This is a genomic window from Dietzia cercidiphylli (assembly GCF_014145145.1).
GTDB lineage: Bacteria > Actinomycetota > Actinomycetes > Mycobacteriales > Mycobacteriaceae > Dietzia > Dietzia natronolimnaea.
In genome coordinates this window covers 1-19587 of the sequence record NZ_JAALEA010000244.1, presented here as the reverse complement: position 1 = coordinate 19587, position 19587 = coordinate 1, and the positions used below count along the sequence as shown (strand labels likewise).

Annotated in this window: 15 protein-coding genes, 1 other RNA gene and 2 pseudogenes; 3 read left to right on the top strand and 15 right to left on the bottom strand. The window is 71.9% G+C overall.

Annotated features, from left to right (window positions below; all coding sequences use genetic code 11):
* From G6028_RS09405 to glnA, 3 genes and pseudogenes are all read right to left on the bottom strand, one after another.
* Positions 1-207 (bottom strand): annotated as a pseudogene (locus tag G6028_RS09405) (hypothetical protein); the annotation flags it as partial.
* A gap of 70 nt (positions 208-277) precedes the next feature.
* Positions 278-3370: a bifunctional [glutamine synthetase] adenylyltransferase/[glutamine synthetase]-adenylyl-L-tyrosine phosphorylase gene (locus G6028_RS09400; protein ID WP_182658715.1), complete on the bottom strand. Its 3093-nt coding sequence runs from the start codon at positions 3368-3370 to the stop codon at positions 278-280.
* Positions 3371-3389: 19 nt separating this feature from the next.
* On the bottom strand, positions 3390-4730 hold the full coding sequence (gene glnA, locus G6028_RS09395; RefSeq protein ID WP_179525009.1) for a type I glutamate--ammonia ligase: 1341 nt from the start codon (positions 4728-4730) through the stop codon (positions 3390-3392).
* Positions 4731-4969: 239 nt separating this feature from the next.
* Here glnA and panB point away from each other — a divergent pair, with 239 nt between their 5' ends.
* Together panB and pip are read left to right on the top strand one after the other, a co-directional pair.
* Positions 4970-5833 (top strand): 3-methyl-2-oxobutanoate hydroxymethyltransferase, encoded by an 864-nt coding sequence (panB, locus tag G6028_RS09390; protein ID WP_182610486.1) that lies wholly within the window; start codon positions 4970-4972, stop codon positions 5831-5833.
* A gap of 17 nt (positions 5834-5850) precedes the next feature.
* Positions 5851-6846, top strand: a complete 996-nt coding sequence (gene pip / locus G6028_RS09385; RefSeq protein ID WP_182658714.1) for a prolyl aminopeptidase — start codon at positions 5851-5853, stop codon at positions 6844-6846.
* 32 nt (positions 6847-6878) lie between these two features.
* Here pip and G6028_RS09380 read toward each other — a convergent pair whose 3' ends face one another.
* Together G6028_RS09380 and G6028_RS09375 are read right to left on the bottom strand one after the other, a co-directional pair.
* Positions 6879-7697, bottom strand: coding sequence for an SDR family NAD(P)-dependent oxidoreductase (locus G6028_RS09380; protein ID WP_182638936.1), 819 nt, complete (start codon positions 7695-7697; stop codon positions 6879-6881).
* A gap of 65 nt (positions 7698-7762) precedes the next feature.
* Positions 7763-9271: an FAD-dependent oxidoreductase gene (locus tag G6028_RS09375; RefSeq protein WP_182616380.1), complete on the bottom strand. Its 1509-nt coding sequence runs from the start codon at positions 9269-9271 to the stop codon at positions 7763-7765.
* Positions 9272-9398: 127 nt separating this feature from the next.
* Between G6028_RS09375 and G6028_RS09370 the strand changes: the two genes are divergently transcribed.
* Positions 9399-11033, top strand: coding sequence for a CYTH and CHAD domain-containing protein (locus tag G6028_RS09370; protein ID WP_182658713.1), 1635 nt, complete (start codon positions 9399-9401; stop codon positions 11031-11033).
* Positions 11034-11132: 99 nt separating this feature from the next.
* Here the strand turns inward: G6028_RS09370 and G6028_RS09365 are convergent, their stop codons facing one another.
* The 10 genes and pseudogenes from G6028_RS09365 to cobC all read right to left on the bottom strand — a co-directional run.
* On the bottom strand, positions 11133-11306 hold the full coding sequence (locus G6028_RS09365) for an SPOR domain-containing protein (protein WP_182610482.1): 174 nt from the start codon (positions 11304-11306) through the stop codon (positions 11133-11135).
* 72 nt (positions 11307-11378) lie between these two features.
* Positions 11379-12347, bottom strand: coding sequence for a crotonase/enoyl-CoA hydratase family protein (locus G6028_RS09360; RefSeq protein ID WP_182638928.1), 969 nt, complete (start codon positions 12345-12347; stop codon positions 11379-11381).
* Complete coding sequence (locus G6028_RS09355) at positions 12344-13147, bottom strand: crotonase/enoyl-CoA hydratase family protein (RefSeq protein ID WP_338404188.1); 804 nt, start codon at positions 13145-13147, stop codon at positions 12344-12346. The genes G6028_RS09360 and G6028_RS09355 overlap by 4 nt, the downstream gene beginning before the upstream one ends.
* A gap of 5 nt (positions 13148-13152) precedes the next feature.
* A complete protein-coding gene (locus tag G6028_RS09350) occupies positions 13153-14799 on the bottom strand; it encodes an acyl-CoA dehydrogenase family protein (RefSeq protein WP_182658712.1) in 1647 nt (548 codons plus the stop codon).
* Positions 14800-14883: 84 nt separating this feature from the next.
* Positions 14884-15621 carry a PaaX family transcriptional regulator C-terminal domain-containing protein gene (locus G6028_RS09345; protein WP_182640784.1) on the bottom strand — a complete coding sequence of 246 codons (738 nt, stop codon included), beginning with the start codon at positions 15619-15621 and terminating at the stop codon, positions 14884-14886.
* Positions 15622-15714: 93 nt separating this feature from the next.
* An RNA gene (gene rnpB / locus G6028_RS09340) (RNase P RNA component class A) lies at positions 15715-16142 on the bottom strand.
* 15 nt (positions 16143-16157) lie between these two features.
* A pseudogene (locus G6028_RS09335) lies at positions 16158-16793 on the bottom strand (histidine phosphatase family protein); the annotation flags it as partial.
* An 8-nt stretch (positions 16794-16801) separates the two neighbouring features.
* On the bottom strand, positions 16802-17533 hold the full coding sequence (locus G6028_RS09330; RefSeq protein ID WP_182658711.1) for a zinc ribbon domain-containing protein: 732 nt from the start codon (positions 17531-17533) through the stop codon (positions 16802-16804).
* An 11-nt stretch (positions 17534-17544) separates the two neighbouring features.
* A complete protein-coding gene (locus G6028_RS09325) occupies positions 17545-18702 on the bottom strand; it encodes a Nif3-like dinuclear metal center hexameric protein (RefSeq protein WP_182658710.1) in 1158 nt (385 codons plus the stop codon).
* The coding region (gene cobC / locus G6028_RS09320; RefSeq protein WP_182658709.1) for an Rv2231c family histidinol phosphate aminotransferase CobC at positions 18699-19587 on the bottom strand (889 nt) is incomplete at its 5' end. The genes cobC and G6028_RS09325, both read right to left, overlap by 4 nt.

The window sequence follows — 19587 nt, the reverse complement described above, 5'->3', positions numbered from 1 at the left end:
CGCACCCGAGGCCGCGCGGGCCGCCCCGGACCGGCGCAGGTCCGGGCCGAGCTCCACCTCGAAGCGGTCGCCCATGTCGTCGGACCCCAGACAGCGCACGCGTTCGTCGGCGGGCACGCCGGCCGCCCGGACCGCGTCGACGAACTCGTACAGCTCACCGTAGGTGACGCCGTCGAGGGTGAGGGTGAGGTTCATCTTCACAGCCATGACCCCAGGGTATCGGCGCGCGGCCCCGGAGCGCATCGGTGACAACCCTGGTCCGACCCCGGAACACGCCTCAGATCTCACCCCAGAAGACGTGGTCGACGGCCTTGCGGCCGAGGCGGGTGACCCGGAGGTACTGGTTGAGGAACTCCGCGCCGTCGGAGGACCCTGCGCAGATGCTGGCCACGGCCGCCAGGATCTTGCCCTGACCGGGGAGTTGGTCGACCGCCTTGCCGCGGGCCAGGACCAGGGCGTTGCGGGCGCGGGCGGCCATGAGCCACGACTGCACCAGCGCCTCACGCTCGCCCTCCGAGAGCAACTCCGCGGCGGCCGCGGCCTCGAGCGCCTCCAGGGTGGAGGTGGTGTGCAGGCCCGGCACCCGCGCCGCGTGCTGCATCGTGAGCAACTGCGCGCACCACTCGACGTCCGCCAGACCACCGCGCCCGAGCTTGGTGTGCGTGGCCGGGTCGGCCCCTCTGGGCAGACGCTCGGTGTCGATCCGCGCCTTCATCCGCCGGATCTCCTGCACCACCTTGGGCGGCACCCCGTCCGCCGGGTAACGGAACTCGTCGATCATGTGCAGGAAGTCCAGGCCCAGGTCGCGATCCCCCGCCGCGAACGCGGCCCGGAGCAGGGCCTGCAGCTCCCACGTCTCGGCCCACTTGGAGTAGTAGGCGCGGTAGGACGCAAGCGTCCGTACCAGTGGTCCGTTGCGGCCCTCCGGTCGAAGGTCGGCGTCGAGGTCGAGCGGGGGGTCCGACGACGGCGAGGAGAGCAGCCTGCCCACCCGTTCGGCCACCTGGACGGCCCACCGGACGGCGACGTCCTCGGCGACGCCCTCCACCGGATCGCACACGATCATCACGTCCGCATCGGATCCGTACGACAACTCGTCCCCGCCGAGCCGCCCCATCCCGATGTACGCGAGTCGGGCCGGCGGCGCCTGGCCCTCGGGGGCCATGTCCCTCATCACGGCCGCGAGGGACGCCTCGAGCACCGCCCGCCACACGGCGGACAGGCGCTTGCCGACCTCCGGCACGGAGACCAACCCCAGGACGTCCGCGGCGCCGATCCGGGCCAGCTCGGCCCGGCGTAGCGACCTCGCCGCGGCGATGACCTTCTCGGGGGTGCGGTGACGGGACGCCGAGGCGGACAGCGCGGAGGCGATGTCGGAGACCTTGGAGGCCACGAGCACGGGCCCCTCGGCGCCGTCGGTCAGCTCCGGGATCACCTCGGGGTTGCGGAGCAGGAGTTCGGAGACGAACGCGGAGGTGCCCAGCACCGTCACCAGGCGGCGCGCCACGATGCTGTCGTCCCGCAGGATGCGCAGGAACCAGGTGACGTCCTGGTGCTCCTCACACAGCTTGCGGTAGGCCAGCAGCCCGGCGTCCGGGTCCGGGGTGTCGGCGAGCCATTCCATGAAGGCGGGCAGGAGCAGCGCCTGGATCCGGCCGCGGCGGTTGTTCTGCCCGGCCAGGGCCCGGAGGTGCCCGAGTGCGTGGCGCGGTGCGCCGAACCCCAGTGCCGCCAGCTGCCGCTCCATCGCCTCGGAGCTCAGGGACAGGGCCTCCGCGTCGTAGGCGGCGATCGAGTCCAGCAGCGGGCGGTAGAACAGCTTGGAGTGGAGCCTGCGCACCCGGCTGCGGACCTGACGGAGCTGCTCGAGCAGGACCTCCGCGGCGTCGTGCCGACTGCTGGGCCGGATGTGGGCGGCGCGGGCGAGCCAGCGGTACGCCTCCCGGTCGCCGTCCTCCGGGAGCAGATGGGTGCGCTTGTAGCGCTGGAGCTGGAGACGGTGCTCGAGAAGTCGCAGGAACTCGTAGGCGGCCACCAGGTTGGCGCCGTCCTCCCGCGCGATGTATCCCCCCGCCCGGAGCGCCCCGAGCGCGTCCACCGTGCTGGCGACACGCAGCTCCTCGTCCGTGCGACCGTGCACCAGTTGCAGGAGCTGGACCGCGAACTCCACGTCGCGCAGGCCCCCACGCCCGAGCTTGAGCTCGCGCTCCCGGAGCGGCTCGGGGACGTTCTCCTCCACCCGCCGGCGCATGGCCTGGACGTCGTGCACGAAATCGTCCCGCTCGGAGGCCGTCCACACCAGCGGGTGCACGGTGTCGTAGTACTCGGTGGCCAGGGCCAGGTCGCCGGTCATCGGCCGGGCCTTGAGCTGCGCCTGGAACTCCCACGTCTTGGCCCACCGCCTGTAATAGGCCTCGTGCGACTCCAGCGTCCGCACCAGCTCGCCGGACTTGCCCTCGGGTCGCAGGGCGGCGTCCACCTCGAAGAAGGCCATCGAGCCGATGCGCATCATCTCCCCGGCCACCCGACCGGTCTTGGCGTCCGCGGGTTCGGAGACGAAGATGATGTCCACGTCGGAGATGTAGTTGAGTTCGCGGGCCCCGCCCTTGCCCATGGCCACCACGCCGAGGCGACAGGGCATGGGCGAATCCGGGTACACCGTGGAGACCGCCACCGCGAGCGCGGCGGTCAGCGCGGCGTCCGCGAGATCGGCGAGGCGACGACCCACCTCGGCGAACGGCAGCACCGGCTCGTCCTCGACCGTGGACGCCACGTCGTGGGCGGCCAGGAGCGCCACGTGGTCGCGGTAGGCCGACCGGAGCACGTTGACCGCGGCGCCGCCGATGACCGCGGCGCGATAGGTTCCCACGCTGCGCAGGTCGGCGGACTGGGACGGTGCGGGCGCGCCCTCGACGGGCTCCTCGGGCACGGCGTCGACCACCCCCAGCATGTCCGCCAGGACGTCCTCACGGGAGGGCAGCGGCGACCGGAGCAGCGCCCAGCGGGTGGGTTGCGCGACCAGATGGTCCCCGAGCGCGCTGGACGAGCCGAGCAGTCCCAGTAAGCGTCCGCGCAACCGGAGATCCGATCGGAGCGCCGAGTCCAGTGCGGCCACACCGCTGTCCCCGCCGGCGTCCGCGGTCGCACCACCCGTGGTCGGTCCGCCGTCCTGCGCCTCGGCGGCCAGCGCCTCCCTGAGCCGGACCAGCGCCCCCAGGGCGAGGTCCGGGTCGGGCGCGCGCGAGAGCGCCCACAGCATCGGGACCGCGTCCTCGTCGGTCCACCCCAGGTAGTCCAACCAGTCCCCGGCGCGCTGGTCGAGCAGTCCGAGCCTGCCCGGGCTGGGCACCCTGGACCGCGACGAATCCATGCTCACCTCGACCGTCCGGTCACAACGCGAGGTAGTTGCGGAGCTCGTACGGGGTCACCTCGTTGCGGTACTCCCGCCATTCACGCCGCTTGTTGCGCAGGAAGAACTCGAACACGTGCTCGCCGAGCGCCTCGGCGACGAGCTCCGACTCCTCCATGGCGTCGAGGGCCTGCTCCAGGCTCCCCGGCAGGTCCGTGTAGCCCATCGCACGCCGCTCGCGCCGGCTCATGGTCCACACGTCGTCCTCGGACTCCGGCGGCAGCTCGTAGCCCTCCTGGACGCCCTTGATCCCGGCGGCGATCATCACCGCGTACGCGAGGTACGGGTTGCACGCCGAGTCCGGGCTCCGCACCTCGATTCGTCGCGAGGAGGCCTTGTTGGGCGTGTACATGGGGACCCGCACCAGCGCCGAGCGGTTGGCGCGGCCCCAGGTGGCGGCGGTGGGGGCCTCGCCGCCGCCGATGAGCCGCTTGTAGGAGTTGACCCACTGGTTGGTGACGGCCGAGAACTCCGGCGCGTGACGCAGGATGCCCGCCACGAACGACTTCGCCGTGGTGGACATCTGGTACTCGTCGTCCGCGTCGTGGAACGCGTTGGTGTCGCCCTCGAACAGGCTCATGTGCGTGTGCATGGCCGAACCCGGGTGGTCCCGGAGGGGCTTGGGCATGAACGACGCCCACACCCCGTTGTTCATGGCCACCTCCTTGACGATGTAGCGGAAGGTCATGATGTTGTCCGCCATGCTCAGTGCGTCGGCGTAGCGCAGGTCGATCTCCTGCTGCCCCGGTGCCCCCTCGTGGTGGGAGAACTCCACCGAGATTCCCATCGCCTCCAGCGCCTCGATCGCGTGACGCCGGAAGTGCGGGGCGGAGTCGTGCACGGCCTGGTCGAAGTACCCGCCGTTGTCCGTCGGAACCGGCTCGGCACCGTTGGTGTCGAGGTCTTTGAAGAGGAAGAACTCGATCTCCGGGTGCACGTAGCAGGAGAAGCCGAGGTCGGCGGCCTTGTTGAGCTGGCGGCGCAGCACGTGGCGCGGATCGGCCCAGCTCGGGCTGCCGTCGGGGTTGAAGACGTCGCAGAAGATGCGCGCCGAGTGCTGGCCACCGTCGGCGTGGGCCCACGGCAGGACCTGGAACGTCGAGGGGTCGGGCTTGGCGACCGTGTCCGCCTCCGACACCCGCGAGAACCCCTCGATGGCGGAGCCGTCGAAGCCGATCCCCTCCCCGAACGCCCCCTCGAGCTCTGCCGGGGCGACGGCCACTGACTTCAAGGTCCCGAGAACGTCGGTGAACCAGAGCCGGACGAACCGGATGTCGCGCTCTTCCAAGGTCCTCAGAACGTACTCCTGCTGGCGGTTCATGCCGTCCAACCTAGTGCCTGTCGTGTTACGAGCGTGTGACATCGGGTCCCCGACACGCCCACCTGGGCCCCCGCCCGTGGGCCCCCGCCCGTGGGCCTCCCGCCCCATGGCCTCCCGAGCCACGCCGCCCGGCTCGTGGCACACTCGTCGGCGACGGCCGCGTCCGTCACCGCCCCCTGTCCACCCGGGGACCGGCCATCCCGCCGGCCTCGAGGTCACCGTAGGAAGGCCACACCGCCATGAGCGACAACCCCGACACCCCGGTCTACGGTTCCGGCGGCACCCCGGACGCCGGACCCCGGGGTCTGACGCGGGTGACCCGGATCCACCACCTGGCCGAACTCAAGGCCGCGGGGGAACCCTGGCCGATGCTCACCGCCTACGACTTCGTCTCCGCGCGCGTGTTCCAGGAGGCCGGGATCCCGGTTCTCCTGGTCGGGGACTCGGCGGCCAACGTGGTCTACGGGTACGACACCACGGTCCCCGTCACCGAGGACGAGATGATCCCGCTGGTGCGGGCCGTGACCCGGGGGGCGCCGAAGGCACTGGTCGTGGCCGATCTGGTGTTCGGTAGTTACGAGGCCTCCCCGGTGCAGGCCGTGGCCGCCGCCACGCGGATGATGAAGGAGGGCGGCGCCCAGGCCGTCAAGCTCGAGGGCGGCGTGCGGATGGCCCCACAGATCCGGGCGATCGTGGACGCCGGGATCCCCGTGATGGCCCACATCGGCTTCACCCCCCAGTCGGTCAACGGCCTGGGGGGCTTCCGCGTCCAGGGGCGCGGGGACGCCGCCGACGAGCTGCGGGCCGACGCCCGCGCCGTGCAGGAGGCCGGGGCCTTCTCCGTCGTCATGGAGATGGTCCCCGCCGACCTCGCCCGCGAGGTCACCGCGGAGCTGGACATCGCCACGGTCGGCATCGGCGCCGGGAACGGGTGCGACGCGCAGGTGTTGGTGTGGCAGGACATGGCGGGCCACGGCACCGGACGGACGGCCAGGTTCGTCAAGCGCTACGCCCGGCTCGCCGAGACGCTGCGCGACGCCGCCCGGGAGTACGGCGACGAGGTCCGTTCGCGCGAGTTCCCCGGCCCGGACCACTCCTTCTGACGGCGCGGTCAGCCTCGATGAGCCAGCAGACCACGCTCCGCACCCCGTACCCGCGGATCGAGCCGTACGAGACCGGCACGCTCGACGTGGGCGACGGTCAGCACCTCTACTGGGAGTGCTCGGGAGACCCGGACGGTTCCCCCGTGCTGTTCGTCCACGGCGGTCCCGGCGGCGGGACCACCCCGGAGCACCGCCGGATGTTCGACCCCGCGTCCTACCGCATCATCCTGGTGGATCAGCGCGGCTGCGGCCGGAGTGCGCCGCACGTCGCCGACGGCGCGGACCTCTCCGTCAACACCACGTGGCATCTCACCGCCGACCTCGAGCGTCTGCGCGAGGCCCTGGGGATCGAGCGCTGGCTCGTGTTCGGCGGCTCGTGGGGGACGACGCTCGCGCTGGCCTACGCGCAGGAGCACCCGGATCGCGTCCGCGGCCTGGTCCTGCGAGGGATCTTCCTCTGCCGGCCGTCGGAGATCGACTGGTTCTACCGGGGCGGCGCCGCCCACCTCTTCCCCGACGCGTGGGAGGGCTACCTCGCGCCGCTCGTGGCCGCCGAGGGAGCCGACGCGGTCCACCGGGCGGGCTTCGACCACGTGGCCGCCTACCACCGCCTCCTGCACTGCGGTGATCCGGCGATCGAGATCGGGGCAGCGCGAGCGTGGACGAGGTGGGAGACCACGACGTCCACGCTGCTCCCCCGTCCCGGGACCGGGGACGGCGACGAGGCCGACAGGTTCGCCCTGGCCTTCGCCCGCATCGAGAACCACTACTTCGTCAACGACGCATTCCTCGACGGCCGCGCCATCCTGGACCGCATGGACAGGATCTCGCACCTGCCCGCCGTGATCGTCCACGGGCGTTACGACGTGGTCTGCCCGGTCACGAGCGCGTGGGAACTGCACGCGGCCTGGCCGGGCTCCGAGCTGCACATCGTCCCCGACGCCGGGCACGCGATGGCCGAACCGGGCACCACACATCACCTGCTCGAGGCCACCGACCGCTTCCGACCCTGAACCCGCCTCCCACCCCGGCGAGGATGGTCGGGTCAGATCACCCCGAAGTGGCGGGAGACGGCCACCGTGCCCTTCTGGTAGCCGGACGGGAACAACCGGACGAGCGCGTCGATCACGTACGCGTCCGGGCCCACCAGCACCCTCGCTCGGCGCCGTTCGACGCCGTCGAGGATCACCCGCGCGGCCGTCGACGCCTCCGTGCGCGCGAACTTGGCGTCGAAGATCGTGGCGAAGGTCGCGCTGTCCAGGCCCTCGGCCGCGCCGGCGCTCCTGGCGACCGCGGTCCTGATGCCCCCGGGGTGGACGCAGGTGACCTCCACCGGGTGGCCGGCGGCGAGCATCTCCATCCGCAGGGACTCGGTGAACTGTTGCACCGCGGCCTTGGCCGCGTTGTAGGCGTTCTGGGTGGGCACCGAGAGGATCGCGAAGATGCTGGAGATGTTGACGATGTGCCCGTCCCCGGAGGCGATGAGGTGCGGCAGGAACTCCTTGGTGCCGTGGACGACCCCCCAGTAGTCCACGTCCATCACCCGGGCGATGTCCTTGTACCCGGATTGCTCGACCGACCCGGTGAACGCGATGCCGGCGTTGTTGACGACGAGGTTGACCACGCCGAACTGGTCGACCACCCGGCCCGCGTACTCCGCGACGGCGGCCTGCTCCGTGACGTCGAGCCGGTCGGAGTGCACCTCCACCGAGGACTCCGCCTCCACCAGCCCCACCGTCTCGGCCAGTCCGTCGACGTCGACGTCGCTCAGCGCCAACCGGGCTCCCCGGCGCGCCGCCTCACGTGCGAGTTCGCGACCGATGCCGGAACCGGCACCGGTGATGACGACGACCTTGCCGTCCATCCGCCAGCGGGGACGGCGGGCGGTCAGCCCACCCAGCGCCGCCATCGCCTTTCCGATCGGGGCGCTCACCGGAGTGCCCCCTGCCCGGTCGGCACCGCGGCGGGTTCGTCGATCGCGGTCCGGCGGTAGGCGCTCAGGTCGAACTCCCTCGTCTGGTTGCGGTAGGAGAAGGTGAAATCGGGCCACACGGCCGGGGCGTTGCCCTTGGCGTCCAGGTACCAGCTCTTGCAGCCGGTCACCCAGACGGTCTCCCCGGTGTTCTCGCGGAGTTCGCGGTTGTAGGCGTTCTGGACCGCCTCGCGGACCTCCACCGTCTGCAGACCGCGGTCGCGCATACTGCGGATCGCGTCCACCAGGTAGTTCAGCTGGGACTCGATCATGTAGATCATCGACGAGTGACCGAGACCCGTCGCGGGACCCATCAGGACGAACAGGTTGGGGTACCCCGCGACCGTGGTGCCCTTGTACGCCTCCATCCCCTCGCTCGCCCACTTGTCCGCGAGGGTCCGGCCTGCCGCGTCCCGGACGCGCTCGAAGAACGGGGAGTCCGTGACGTGGAACCCGGTGGCCACCACCAGCACGTCCGCCGGGTGCTCGGCGCCGTCCGAGGTGACGATCCCGCCCTCGGTCACCCGGCTGATGGGAGTGGTCACCACGTCGACGTTCCGCCGGGTCAACGCGCGGTACCAGGTGTTGGACAGCAGGATGCGCTTGCACCCGATCTCGAAGTTCGGGGTCAGCTTGCGCCGGAGACCCGGGTCGCGCACCGACAGGGCCAGGTGCGCGCGCCCGATCGCCTTGATCGGGGCGAGGGCCGCACGGGTCCGGGTCAGTCCCACCACCTGGAACTCGCGGCTGGTGTACTGGAGCGCCCGGACGGCGCGCTGGAGACCGGGGACCCTGCGGTAGAGGGCCCTCTCGAACCCCGGGTACTCCCGGTCGATCCGGGGCAGAACCCAGGGAGCGGTGCGCTGATAGACGTCCAGATGCTCCACGGTCGGGGCGATGGACGGCACCACCTGGACGGCGGAGGCGCCGGTACCGATCACCGCGACGCGTCGACCGGCCAGGGGCACCGAATGGTCCCAGCGGGCCGTGTGGAAGACGGGGCCGGCGAAGTCGTCGATCCCGTCGATCTCCGGGAGCCGGGGTTCGCACAGCGCGCCGACTCCCAGGACCAGGACCCTCGCGTCGTACTCCCCTGCCGTCGTGCTCACCGCCCACCGACCGCGGGTCTCGTCGAAGCGCGCGGCGGTGACCTCCACGCCGAACCTGATCTTCTCCCGTACGCCGGTGTCGTGGGTGACGCGGCGGATGTAGTCGTAGATCTCGCCCTGCGGGGAGAACGCACGCGACCACCCCGGGTTGAGGGCGAAAGAGTAGGAGTACAGGTGGGAGGGCACATCGCACGCCGCCCCCGGGTAGGAGTTGTCCCGCCACGTGCCGCCCACGTCGGAACCCCGCTCGACCACGATCACGTCGTCGACTCCGTCCTCGGCGAGTCTGATGGCCGCCCCGAGACCGGAGAAACCGGCCCCCACGACGAGGACGTCGACGGTTGTCGGCTGATCCACTTCTTCTCCCAACGACGAGCATGTGATCGGAACCACTGGGATCTTACCCGCAAGTAAGTCCGAGGAGTGGCGGGCCGGTCGGGACGAGGGGGACGCCGTGTTCACCCGGGCCTGATACAACCAGTCCATGACGATCAGCGAGACGGTGGAGATCGAGAGCAAGTTCGAGGTCGGGCCCGACACCCCGGTCCCCGCCGCGAGCGCCTTCGCCCCGCTGGTGGCGGACGACCCGGTGGTGCACGAGCTCTCCGCCACGTACTACGACACCGCCGACCTCTCCCTCACCCGCCACAAGGTCACGCTCAGGCGCCGCACCGGCGGTGACGACGCGGGGTGGCACCTCAAACTCCCGTCCGAGGCGGGACGGGTGGAGCTGCGGCTCCCGCTGGATCACGGAGACGACGTCCCCGACGAGTTCGTCGCCGCGGTGGCGGGACTGGTCCGCCGCCGACCTCTCGCGCCCGTGGCCCGCGTGGACAACCGGAGGCACGTCGTGCTCCTGCGCGACGGCGAGGGGACCGCCGTCGTGGAGTTCTGTGACGACCACGTCACGACGGAATCCCTCGTCGCCGCGGGCGCAACCGCGGGCGCCGCCGGGGACTGGCGGGAGTGGGAGGTCGAACTGGTCGATCCGTCGCAGCCCCGGGCTCGGGACCATCTCGCCGCCGTGGCCACCGCGTGCACCTCGGCCGGGGCCAGGACCTCGTCGTCGTCGTCCAAACTCGCCCGCGCCATCGGCCCCCTCCCCGACCCTCCGGACAGGGGCGTCTCCGCCGTGAGGGACGCCCTGCGCGAGGACCTCCACCGGGTACTCGACCACGACCCGGCCGCCCGACGCGTGACGATGGTGGGGGTCCACCAGATGCGGGTGGCGGTCCGCGGTCTCCGCAGCACGATCAGCTCGTTCGCCGAGGAGCTCGAGGCGGAGACCGGACACACGGACATCGACCTGGCCGCGGTGCTCGAGGAGCTCAAGGTGCTCGCCGCGGTCCTGGGCAAGGTGCGCGACATCCAGGTGGTCGACCACCGGCTCGGGGAGCTGGCGGCCGGGTACCCGGAGGACGTGGTGAGCACGCTGACCAGGCAGCGGCTCCGCGTCGAGCTCGGGGCGGAGGAGCGGCGGGCCGGCGCGCGGGTGACGGCCGCACTGGGTTCCGAGCGGTACCTCGACCTGCTCGACCGTCTCCACCTGCTCGTCGAGCTCGCCGGCACCGGGCCCGAGGTCGCCGGGTCGTCTGACGGGTCCGTGCCGGGACCGACCTCGAAGAAGCGCAGGCGCGAGGCCGAGGACATGATCCTGCGTGGGGTGGACCGGCAGTTCGCCAAGTTCACCAAGGCCCGCACCCGCACCGAACGCGACCTCGAGTCGCTCGAGTTGACCCTGGCCCAGCGGGAGGAGCTGACCCACGTCGTCCGCAAGCGCGCCAAGGCCCTGCGGCGCAACGTCGGCGCCCTACGGGAGTCGGACGGGCTGACCGTCGCCCCGCTACGCACCGCCTGCCAGCGACTGCACACGGTGCTCGGAGACGTCCAGGACAGCGTGACCGCCCGGAGGTGGATCCGGCGGATCGCGAGGCGTGCGGAGTCCGCGGGCGAGTCGACGTTCGGATTCGGGGTGCTCTATGAGCACGAACGCGGATTCTCCGAGCGCGCGCTCGACGGGTTCGAGAACGACGCGGCCACCGTCACCGCGGCCTACCGCGAACTGTCGGAGTCCCGGCGCGCGGCGCGACGGCGGAAGAAGAAGAGCACCAAGAAATAGGGCGGCGGCGAGCAGTGCCGCCCGGCCACGACGGGCGCCCCACGGGGTTCCCGGTGGGGCGCCCGGGGCTGAGTCCGGCCGGTCTCAGCGCTCCCGGTCTCAGTCCTTCTCGTCCTCGGCGTCCCACGCCTCGTTGCGGGACTTCGCCTTGGCCAGCGCCGCCTCCGCCTCACCGCGGGTGGCGTAGGGACCCATGCGGTTGTCCCAGTTGGTCACCTTCCCCTGGACCGCCTTGCCCAGGGCGATGTCGTAATACCACTGCTCTTCCGTCACGACGGACCTCCCGGGTTCGCTCGGCGTTCCTGTGTCCCGAGCCTACTCGCGGCGGGGTCCGGGATTCCCCGGTTACGGGCGTGTCGTCGCCGAGTCCCCGGGCCCGGCATGGGGCTTGGCGTCACCGAACGGCTCGTCTCGCCGCCGGACCGCCTCCCGGAAGCCGTCGGCCGCAGCCCTCGCCTGGAAGGCGTATCCCTCCGGGGTGTGGCGGGCGATCCCGTCGAAGACGGTGCTGATCATGCCTGAATTGGCCACCCCCTGGGCCAGCAGGGCACTGTTCAACGCCAGCTTGGCCATCACGAGCTGGTTGACCGGCATCCGCGCGATCCGCCCGACGAGGTCCTCGGTGCGGTCGTCCAGTTCCTCCGGCGGAGGTGCGTCGATCGCGAGCCCCCAGTCATGCGCCTGCCGCCCCGTGATGAGGTCGCCGGTGAACAGCAGGCGTTTGGCGCGTTGGTCGCCGAGCCGGTGCGCCCACATCCCGGACGCCGGGATGCCCCAGACCCGGGCGGGCGGGTACCCGATCCGGGTGTCGTCGGCGCAAATGATCAGGTCGGCGAACAACGCGATGTCGGTGCCGCCCGCCACGGCGAATCCGTGCAACTTGGCCACCGTGGGTTTGTTCGCGTGCAGGAGGCTGGAGAATCCGCGGTTGAACCTGCTCATCATCGCGTAGTCGACCATCGGGTCCCACGTGACGCGCGGGTCGTGGTTGCGGGCCTGGACGCCCGGATCGAGCACGGATCCGCCGGCCTCGCCGGAGGCGTCGGATGGGTCGGATTGGTCGGATGGGTCGCCTGCGTCGCGGGCCATCCCCTCGGCGAAGATCGACAGGTCGTAGCCGCCACAGAACCCCTTCCCTCGCCCGGACAGGAGGATCACGTGAACCGCCGGGTCGAGGTCGGCGCGCTCGACGGCGGACGCGAGTTCGACCGGGGTGTCGCTCGTGATGGCGTTACCGTGCTCGGGGCGGTCGAAGGTGATCCGGGCGATCGCCCCGGTCACCTCGTAGGTCAGGGTGCGGTAATCGGTGTTCATCTGCCCGTCTCCTCTGTGGCCTGTGCCTGTCCGAAGGAGCCGTGACGCCCGGCTCCGTCGGCGAACCGCGCCGCGCCCGCGACCGCCCCGGCCTGCAGCGAGATCAGGCCGTGGTCATACTCGTTCCTGATCGCCGCCTCCTCGTCGAGGCCCTCCTGTTCCAGCAGCGACAGCCGGTCCCGTCGCATGCACTCCTGGGGGAACCGCGCGATCTCGGTGGCCAGGTCGATGGCTGCCGTCAACGCCGTGCCGTCGGCCACCACCCGGTTCACCAGACCGATGTCCAAGGCCTCTGCAGCACTCACCGGGCGGCCGGTGAGCACGAGGTCCATCGCGCGGCTCGTGCCGATGAGGCGCGGCAGGCGGACTGTCCCGCCGTCGATGAGGGGCACTCCCCAGCGGCGGCAGAAGACGCCCAGCACCGCGGTCTCCTCCGCGACCCGCAGATCGGCCCACAGGGCGAGTTCGAGGCCGCCGGCCACCGCGTGGCCCGACAGGGCAGCGATGACCGGTTTGCCCAGTCGGAGCCTCGTCGGCCCCATGGGACCGTCCCCGTCCGCGGCCACCCGGTTCCCCGCGTCGCCCGCGATCGCCTTGAGGTCGGCACCTGCGCAGAAGGTCCCGTTCTCGCCGTGCAGCACGGCCACGGAGGAGCCGGGGTCCGCGTCGAAGGCCCGGAACGCGTCGGCGAGCGCCTGCGCGGTGGGCCTGTCGACGGCGTTGCGGACGTCAGGTCGGTCGATGCCGATCACGGTCACCGGACCCTGAATCGAGACCGTCACGCCCGGGACGTTCTCCACGGCCCTCACCCGACCTTCGGGGTGACGCGGTCGAGAATCGCGGTGGTGTCCACGCCGGTCGGCAGCGTGCCGAGGACATCCCCGCGATCGGCCCCCAGCCTGCTGACGAGGAAGGCGTCGGCGACCGCCGGGTGGCCGTGGCGGAGCAGCAGGTAGCCCTGCAGGATCATCGCCATGTCCCCGACCACCCGGCGCGCGACGTACTGCGCCTCCTCGGGCCGCCCGGCGGCGACGGCGGTCAACGTCCCGCCCAGGCGATCGACGGCGCCGTCGAGTCGGGAGTCCGCACCGCGCACGGACGAGACCGTGTCGAGGAAGGTCTCGACCGTCTCCGGCTGCTTCGCCATGGCCCGCAGCACGTCCAGAGCCGCGACGTTGCCCGAGCCCTCCCAGACCGACAGCAGTGGAGCCTCCCGGTAGAGCCTCGGCATCCGGGAGTCCTCCACGTACCCGTTGCCGCCCAGACACTCCAGGGCCTCCGCCGCGTGGATCGGCCCGCGCTTGCACACGTGGTACTTGCTGACGGCGAGGCCGATCCGTCGGAGGGCGTCGGCCTCCCGGTCTCCCGCGTCGGCCAGGTCGGTGAGTTCGGCGAGCCAGAGCGCGACCGTCGTCGACGCCTCGGCCTCCACCGCGAGGTCGGCCAGCACGTTGCGCATCAGCGGCTGGTCGATGAGGGCCGCCCCGAAGGCCCGGCGGTGCATCGCGTGGTGGACGGCGTTCGCGACCCCGACCCGCATTCCGGTGGCGGTACCGAGTGTGCAGTCGAGTCGGGTCATGTTGACCATCTCGATGATCGTCGCGACGCCCCGGCCCTCGTCCCCGACGATCCAGCCGGTCGTCTGGTCGTACTCGACCTCGCTGCTGGCGTTCGACCGGTTGCCGAGCTTGTCCTTGAGACGCTGCAGCAGGAAGGGGTTGCGCGAGCCGTCGGGCAGGACCCGCGGGACGCAGAAACACGTGAGCCCACCCGGTGCCTGCGCGAGGACCAGGAAGAGATCGGACATCGGTGCGGAGGTGAACCACTTGTGCCCGGTGATCGAGTACGTCCCGTCGGAGTTCCGGGTCGCGTGGGTGGTGTTGGCGCGGACGTCCGACCCGCCCTGCTTCTCGGTCATCGACATCCCCGCCGTCAGACCCCGCTTGGTGGCCGGCGGCGCCAGAACCGGGTCGTAGACGGCACTCGTCAGCAGCGGTTCGAACGTCGCGGCGAGGTCGGGGGCGCGGCGTAGCGCCGGCACCACCGCGTAGGTCATCGAGATCGGACACCCGTGACCCGCGTCCGTCTGCCCCCACACACTCGTCTTGGCCGCGCGCACCAGATGGGGGTTGGGCCTGGGGTCCGCCCACGGGGCGCCGTGCAGACCGAACCCGACGGCGCGACGCATCAGCTCGTGGTAGGCCGGATCGTAGTCGACCTCGTCGATCCGGTTCCCGTACCGATCGTGCGTCCGGAGGACCGGAGGGTTGGCCTCCGCGCGGTCGCCCCACCCGAGGGCGTCGGCGGTCCCGGCGAGTCGGCCGACCTCGTGCAGTTCGTCCACCGCGTGTCCCGCCCCGGCCCGGGAGAGCGCCTCCAGGATCACCGGCTGCTCGGCAGCGTCGTACCCCACCAGGGGCGGGACCTGGTTTGTCACCGTGTGCGTCACCATGGACGGAGTATTACATAACTCCTGCGGTCAGATCTAGAGTGTAATAGTCATCGATCCGCCCGGACCGGACCGCATCCCGCACGGTCAGGTGCCCGCGCCCAGGACGCCGTTCGCGAAGCGGCCGAAATCGGTACGGAATCGCTGATAGGACTCGCGGAGACGCTCACCGGGCCAGTCGGCGGGCAGCAGCTCCGCGGGGAGGAGCGGGTCGTGCAGGATGTGCCTGACCGTCGCGGCCGCCACCTCGAAACGCGTGGACATCTCGTCGGCGTGTTCGGCCGCGGCGAGAAGGGCCGCTCCGTCGCGTGCCCATCCCGCGGGGTCGAACAGGCGTGAGGTCAGGGCGTCGACGTCGCCGGCGGGGACACAGGAGAACTCCTCCGACCTGGCCGTCAATGCATCAGAACGGACGACGTCGAGGTTGGCGGGCCGGAGCCACACCCCCTCGCGCAGCTCCGCGTACCGGAGCCCGGTCAGTTCGGATCGGGTCGCCAGACGTGTCGCCGCGTCGGCCGGGACCGTGACGACCTGCATCGACCACTGACGGTCCCAGGGCTTCAGGGAGGGCGAGATCGCCGCATCCTGCCGCTCCTGCCTCGAGATGAGACGGGGCGAGAGTCGGTACACCCCCCGGTCCCGCTCGAGGTCACCCGAGGCGACCATCCTGGTCAGGGCGACGCGCACGGCCGATTCCTGGAACCCGAGCCGCACGGCCACGTCGACGATGCCCGCCGCCGTCGACTCCGCGGGGTGCGCACCGAGAAGGGCACTGAGCACGGCCGACCGCGCGGGGAGCTTCATCGGGCGTGCGGGCGCGGGCATGGTCGGAATGATATCCGCGCTGGCCTCCACGGCCGCAGGCGATCAGCAGCCCCGAACAGGCGTCACGTGGACGGCCGCGGGGAGGGGCCGGGGCGAACGAGTCGGCCTGTAAGCCGGATCCTGTGCCCTCCGCGTACGGAGGGCGACGACCATCCATCTGGGCACACCGTCACCGGGTACCTCGAGCGGTCCACCCGCGGACTCGGGCGAGCAGCCCTTCCGTGCATCGCTGCACTCCATCCGCGCAGCCGCACCGCGGGCGGTGCGGCCTTCGACCTTGCTCCGGGTGGGGTTTACCTAGCCGCCCCGGTCGCCCGGGGCGCTGGTGCGCTCTTACCGCACCGTTTCACCCTTACCGCGCCCGCAGGCGCGGCGGTCTGTTTTCTGTGGCACTGTCCCGCGGGTCACCCCGGGTTGCCGTTAACAACCACCCTGCTCTGTGGAGTCCGGACTTTCCTCGGACCGGGGCCCTGCCGCCTGATGGCGCCGGTTCCCCCGCCCGCGGCCGTCCGGCCGACTCGTTCGCCCTGGGGAGTCTAGTCCAGGTGCGAGGTGTCGTTCACCAGGTGCACCGACGTCGGCCCATCCGGGTAGAAGCGCACGTCCGACACCGAGGCCAGATCCAGGTGGAGCCGGAAGAGGAGCTCGTCGCCGGCATCCAGAGCGGCGCGGATCGCCATCTTGATGGGGGTGACGTGGCTGACCACCGCCACCACGCCGCCCGGGCTCTCCTCGACGATCCGGCGCAGGCCCCGCTCGACCCGGGCGCGGACCACGGCGAAGCTCTCGCCCCCGGGTGGAGGCACGGCGGTGTCCGACATCCAGCGTGCGTGCAGTTCGGGGTCCTGCTCGGCGGCCTCGGAGAAGGTCAGGCCCTCCCACTGCCCGAAGTCGGTCTCGATGAGGTCGTCCGCGACCACCAGTGGGACCCCCGCCGCCTCGGCGGCGCGCTCGGCCGTGCCCAGACACCTGCGCAGGGGGGACGAGACCACGGCGGACAGCTCCGGGATTCGCGCCAGGCGGTCGGCGGTCCGTTCGGCCTGCACGACCCCCAGGTCGGTGAGGTCGGGGTCGCCCTGGCCGGAATAGCGACGGTCCACCGAGAGCGGGGTCTGGCCGTGGCGGGCGAGCACGATCCGGGTGGGCCTCCCGGCGGCCCCCGTCCAGCCCGGACCGCCGCTCACGAGTTGTCCGTGCGGACCACGATCACGCCGCACTCCGGGCAGGTCAGGACCTCGTCGGCGGGAGCGGTCCGGAACGCGGACACCGTGGTGCGGTCGAGATCCATCGCGCACGCCGAGCACCGGCCGCCGTTGAGGATCGCCGCTCCCACGCCCGCCTCCGCGCCACTACGGGAATAGAGGTCGAGGAGATCGGGGGGCAGGTCCTCGGCCTGGCGGGCCCGTTCGGCGGTCGTGGCGGTCACGGAGTCCTCGAGTTCGGCGAGGGCGGTGTCGCGGACGGTGGTGGCCATGCCCAGCCGGGCGTCGAGGTCGGTGATGATCGCCCCGGAGTGGCGGACGTCGGCGACCACGGCCTCGTGGCGCTCGGTCAGTTCGGAGAGCTCGGCCACGAGATTCTCCTCGCGGCGGTGGAGCGACCCGAGCTCGTACTCGAGCTCGGTGGACTGCCGGTCGGACAACCCCCCGGCCGCCAGCAGGTCGGCGTCGTTCGCGCGGCGCCTGCGCACGGCGTCGAGATCCGAGCTCAGCTTGGCGATCGCCCGGTCCAGATCCTCCACGTGGATCCGGGCCCGCGCCGCGGACTCCACGGCCGCACGCCGCTCGGCCTCGAGCGTGTCCAGGACACCCTGTTCCGGGAGTGATCTCCGCCGGTGCGCGAGGGAGCCCAGGCGCAGGTCGAGCTCGGCGATGTCGACGAGTCGACGCTGGACGGTGGGATCGGCCTTCATGAGGGCCAAGACTACCGCCCGTCGCCCTCTGCCCCCGACGCCACCGTCCACGGGTCGGTGCGCAGGTCGCACACCGTCGCCGCCACCCCGACCCCCTCCTCCACCAGGGCCGCGGCCTGCGCACACCACGGGAACTCGAGCGCCCAGTGCGCGGCGTCCACCAGGGCCGGTCCGCCCTCCCTGAGGTGTTCGTCGACCACGTGGTGACGCAGGTCTCCGGTGAGGTACACATCCGCCCCCGCGGCCCGTGCCGCACCCAGCAGGGAATCGCCCGAACCCCCGCACAGCGCGACCCTCCTGATCTCCGTGTGCGGGTCACCGGCGGCACGGACCCCCCACCGTGTCCGCGGCAGCCGGGCACTCACGAGAGCGGTGAACTCCGCGAGCGACATCGGCTCCGCCAGGTCGCAGACGCGACCGAGACCGGTGTCCTCGGGGCCCGGGCCGGGCCCCGCGTGGTTGATCAACACGTCCATGGCGGGGACCTCGTACGGGTGCGCGGCCGTGACCGCCCGGCGGACCTCGGATCTCAGTTCGGGTGGCGCCACGAACTCGACCCGCGTCTCGGAGACCCGCTCCGGCTCGCCGATCACGCCGATCGTCGGGTCCGTACCGTCGCCGGGGCGGAAGCGACCGGTGCCCGGCACGGAGAACGAGCACTCGGTGTACCCGCTCATCCGGCCGGCCCCGGCGGCGAAGACCGCGTGGAGGAGGTCCTCGACGTCGTCGTCGGGAACCGTCACCACCCATCTGTCGACGGTGCCGTCACCGGTCGGGACGAGCGGCCTGCCGGGGCTCAGACCCAGCGTCTCGGCGAGCGCGTCGTTGACGCCGGGCCGCGCGGAGTCGGCGTTGGTGTGGGCGGCGTACAGGGCGCAGCCGCCCAGGACCAGACGGTGCAGCAGGCGGCCCTTGGGGGTGTCGGCGGCGATCGAGTGCACCCCCCGCAGCAGGGGCGGGTGGTGGACCAGGAGCAGATCGGCACCCAGGGCGAGCGCGTGGTCGACCACCGCGTCGGTGGCGTCGACGGCCACCACGACCGTCCCGACCTGTGCGGACGGGTCGCCCGCGACCAGACCGACACGATCCCAGGACTCGGCCAACCGCGGCGGGTACGCGTGCTCCAGCAGGTCGATCACGTCGGCCAGGGTGGGCCCACCGGTGGTCATCGTCGATCCCCTTCCCGCTCCGCCCGCCACGCGCGGACGAGTCCGTCCACCATCCTGCCGTCGCGCACCGCCAGGCGCAGGTGGGTGGCGTCGAGCCCGGGGAAGGTGTCCCCGCGGCGGGTCGCGATCCCCCGGCGCGCCAGACCCGCACGGAAGGCGACGGGATCCGCCCCGTCCGGGGTACGCACCAGGATGAACGGCGCGTCGGGGGGCACGACGACAGTGATCCCCGCGGCGGAGAGGGAGGCCACCATCGCCCGGCGTTCGGCCACCACCTGCGCACGTGCCGCCGCCAGCTCGCGGTCGGCCACGGAACCCAGGCAGGCCCGGATCGCTTCGAGTTGCAGCGTCCCGAGGGGCCAGTGCGGCCGGGCCGCGGCGAGCTCGGTCAGAACCGACGGATCCCCCACGGCGTAGCCCACCCGCAGTCCCGCGAGCGCCCACGTCTTGGTCAACGATCTCAGCACCACCAGGCCGGGCACCCCGGCGCCGGCCAGGGTGTGCCCGGCCTCGTCGGACACCACGTCGCAGAACGCCTCGTCCACGACCGTCACACGACCGAGGCGGCACAACGCCGCGACGGTCGCCCTGGGGTGGAGGACCGAGGTGGGGTTGGTGGGATTGCCGACGACGACGAGGTCGGCCTCGTCGGGCACGAGTGCCGGATCGAGACGGTACGGCGGGGGCAGGATCACCCTGTCGACCGCGACACCGGCCCGCCGCAGTTCGACCTCCGGCTCCGTGAACGAGGGGTGCAGCACGGCGGCGCGCAGGCCCCGGCGGGCCGCGTGGTCGGCGAGCAGGTGGAACCCCTCCGAGGCCCCGGCCAGCAACAGCACGCCCTCGGGCCCCACCCCGTGACGGGCGGCGACAGCGGCCACGGCC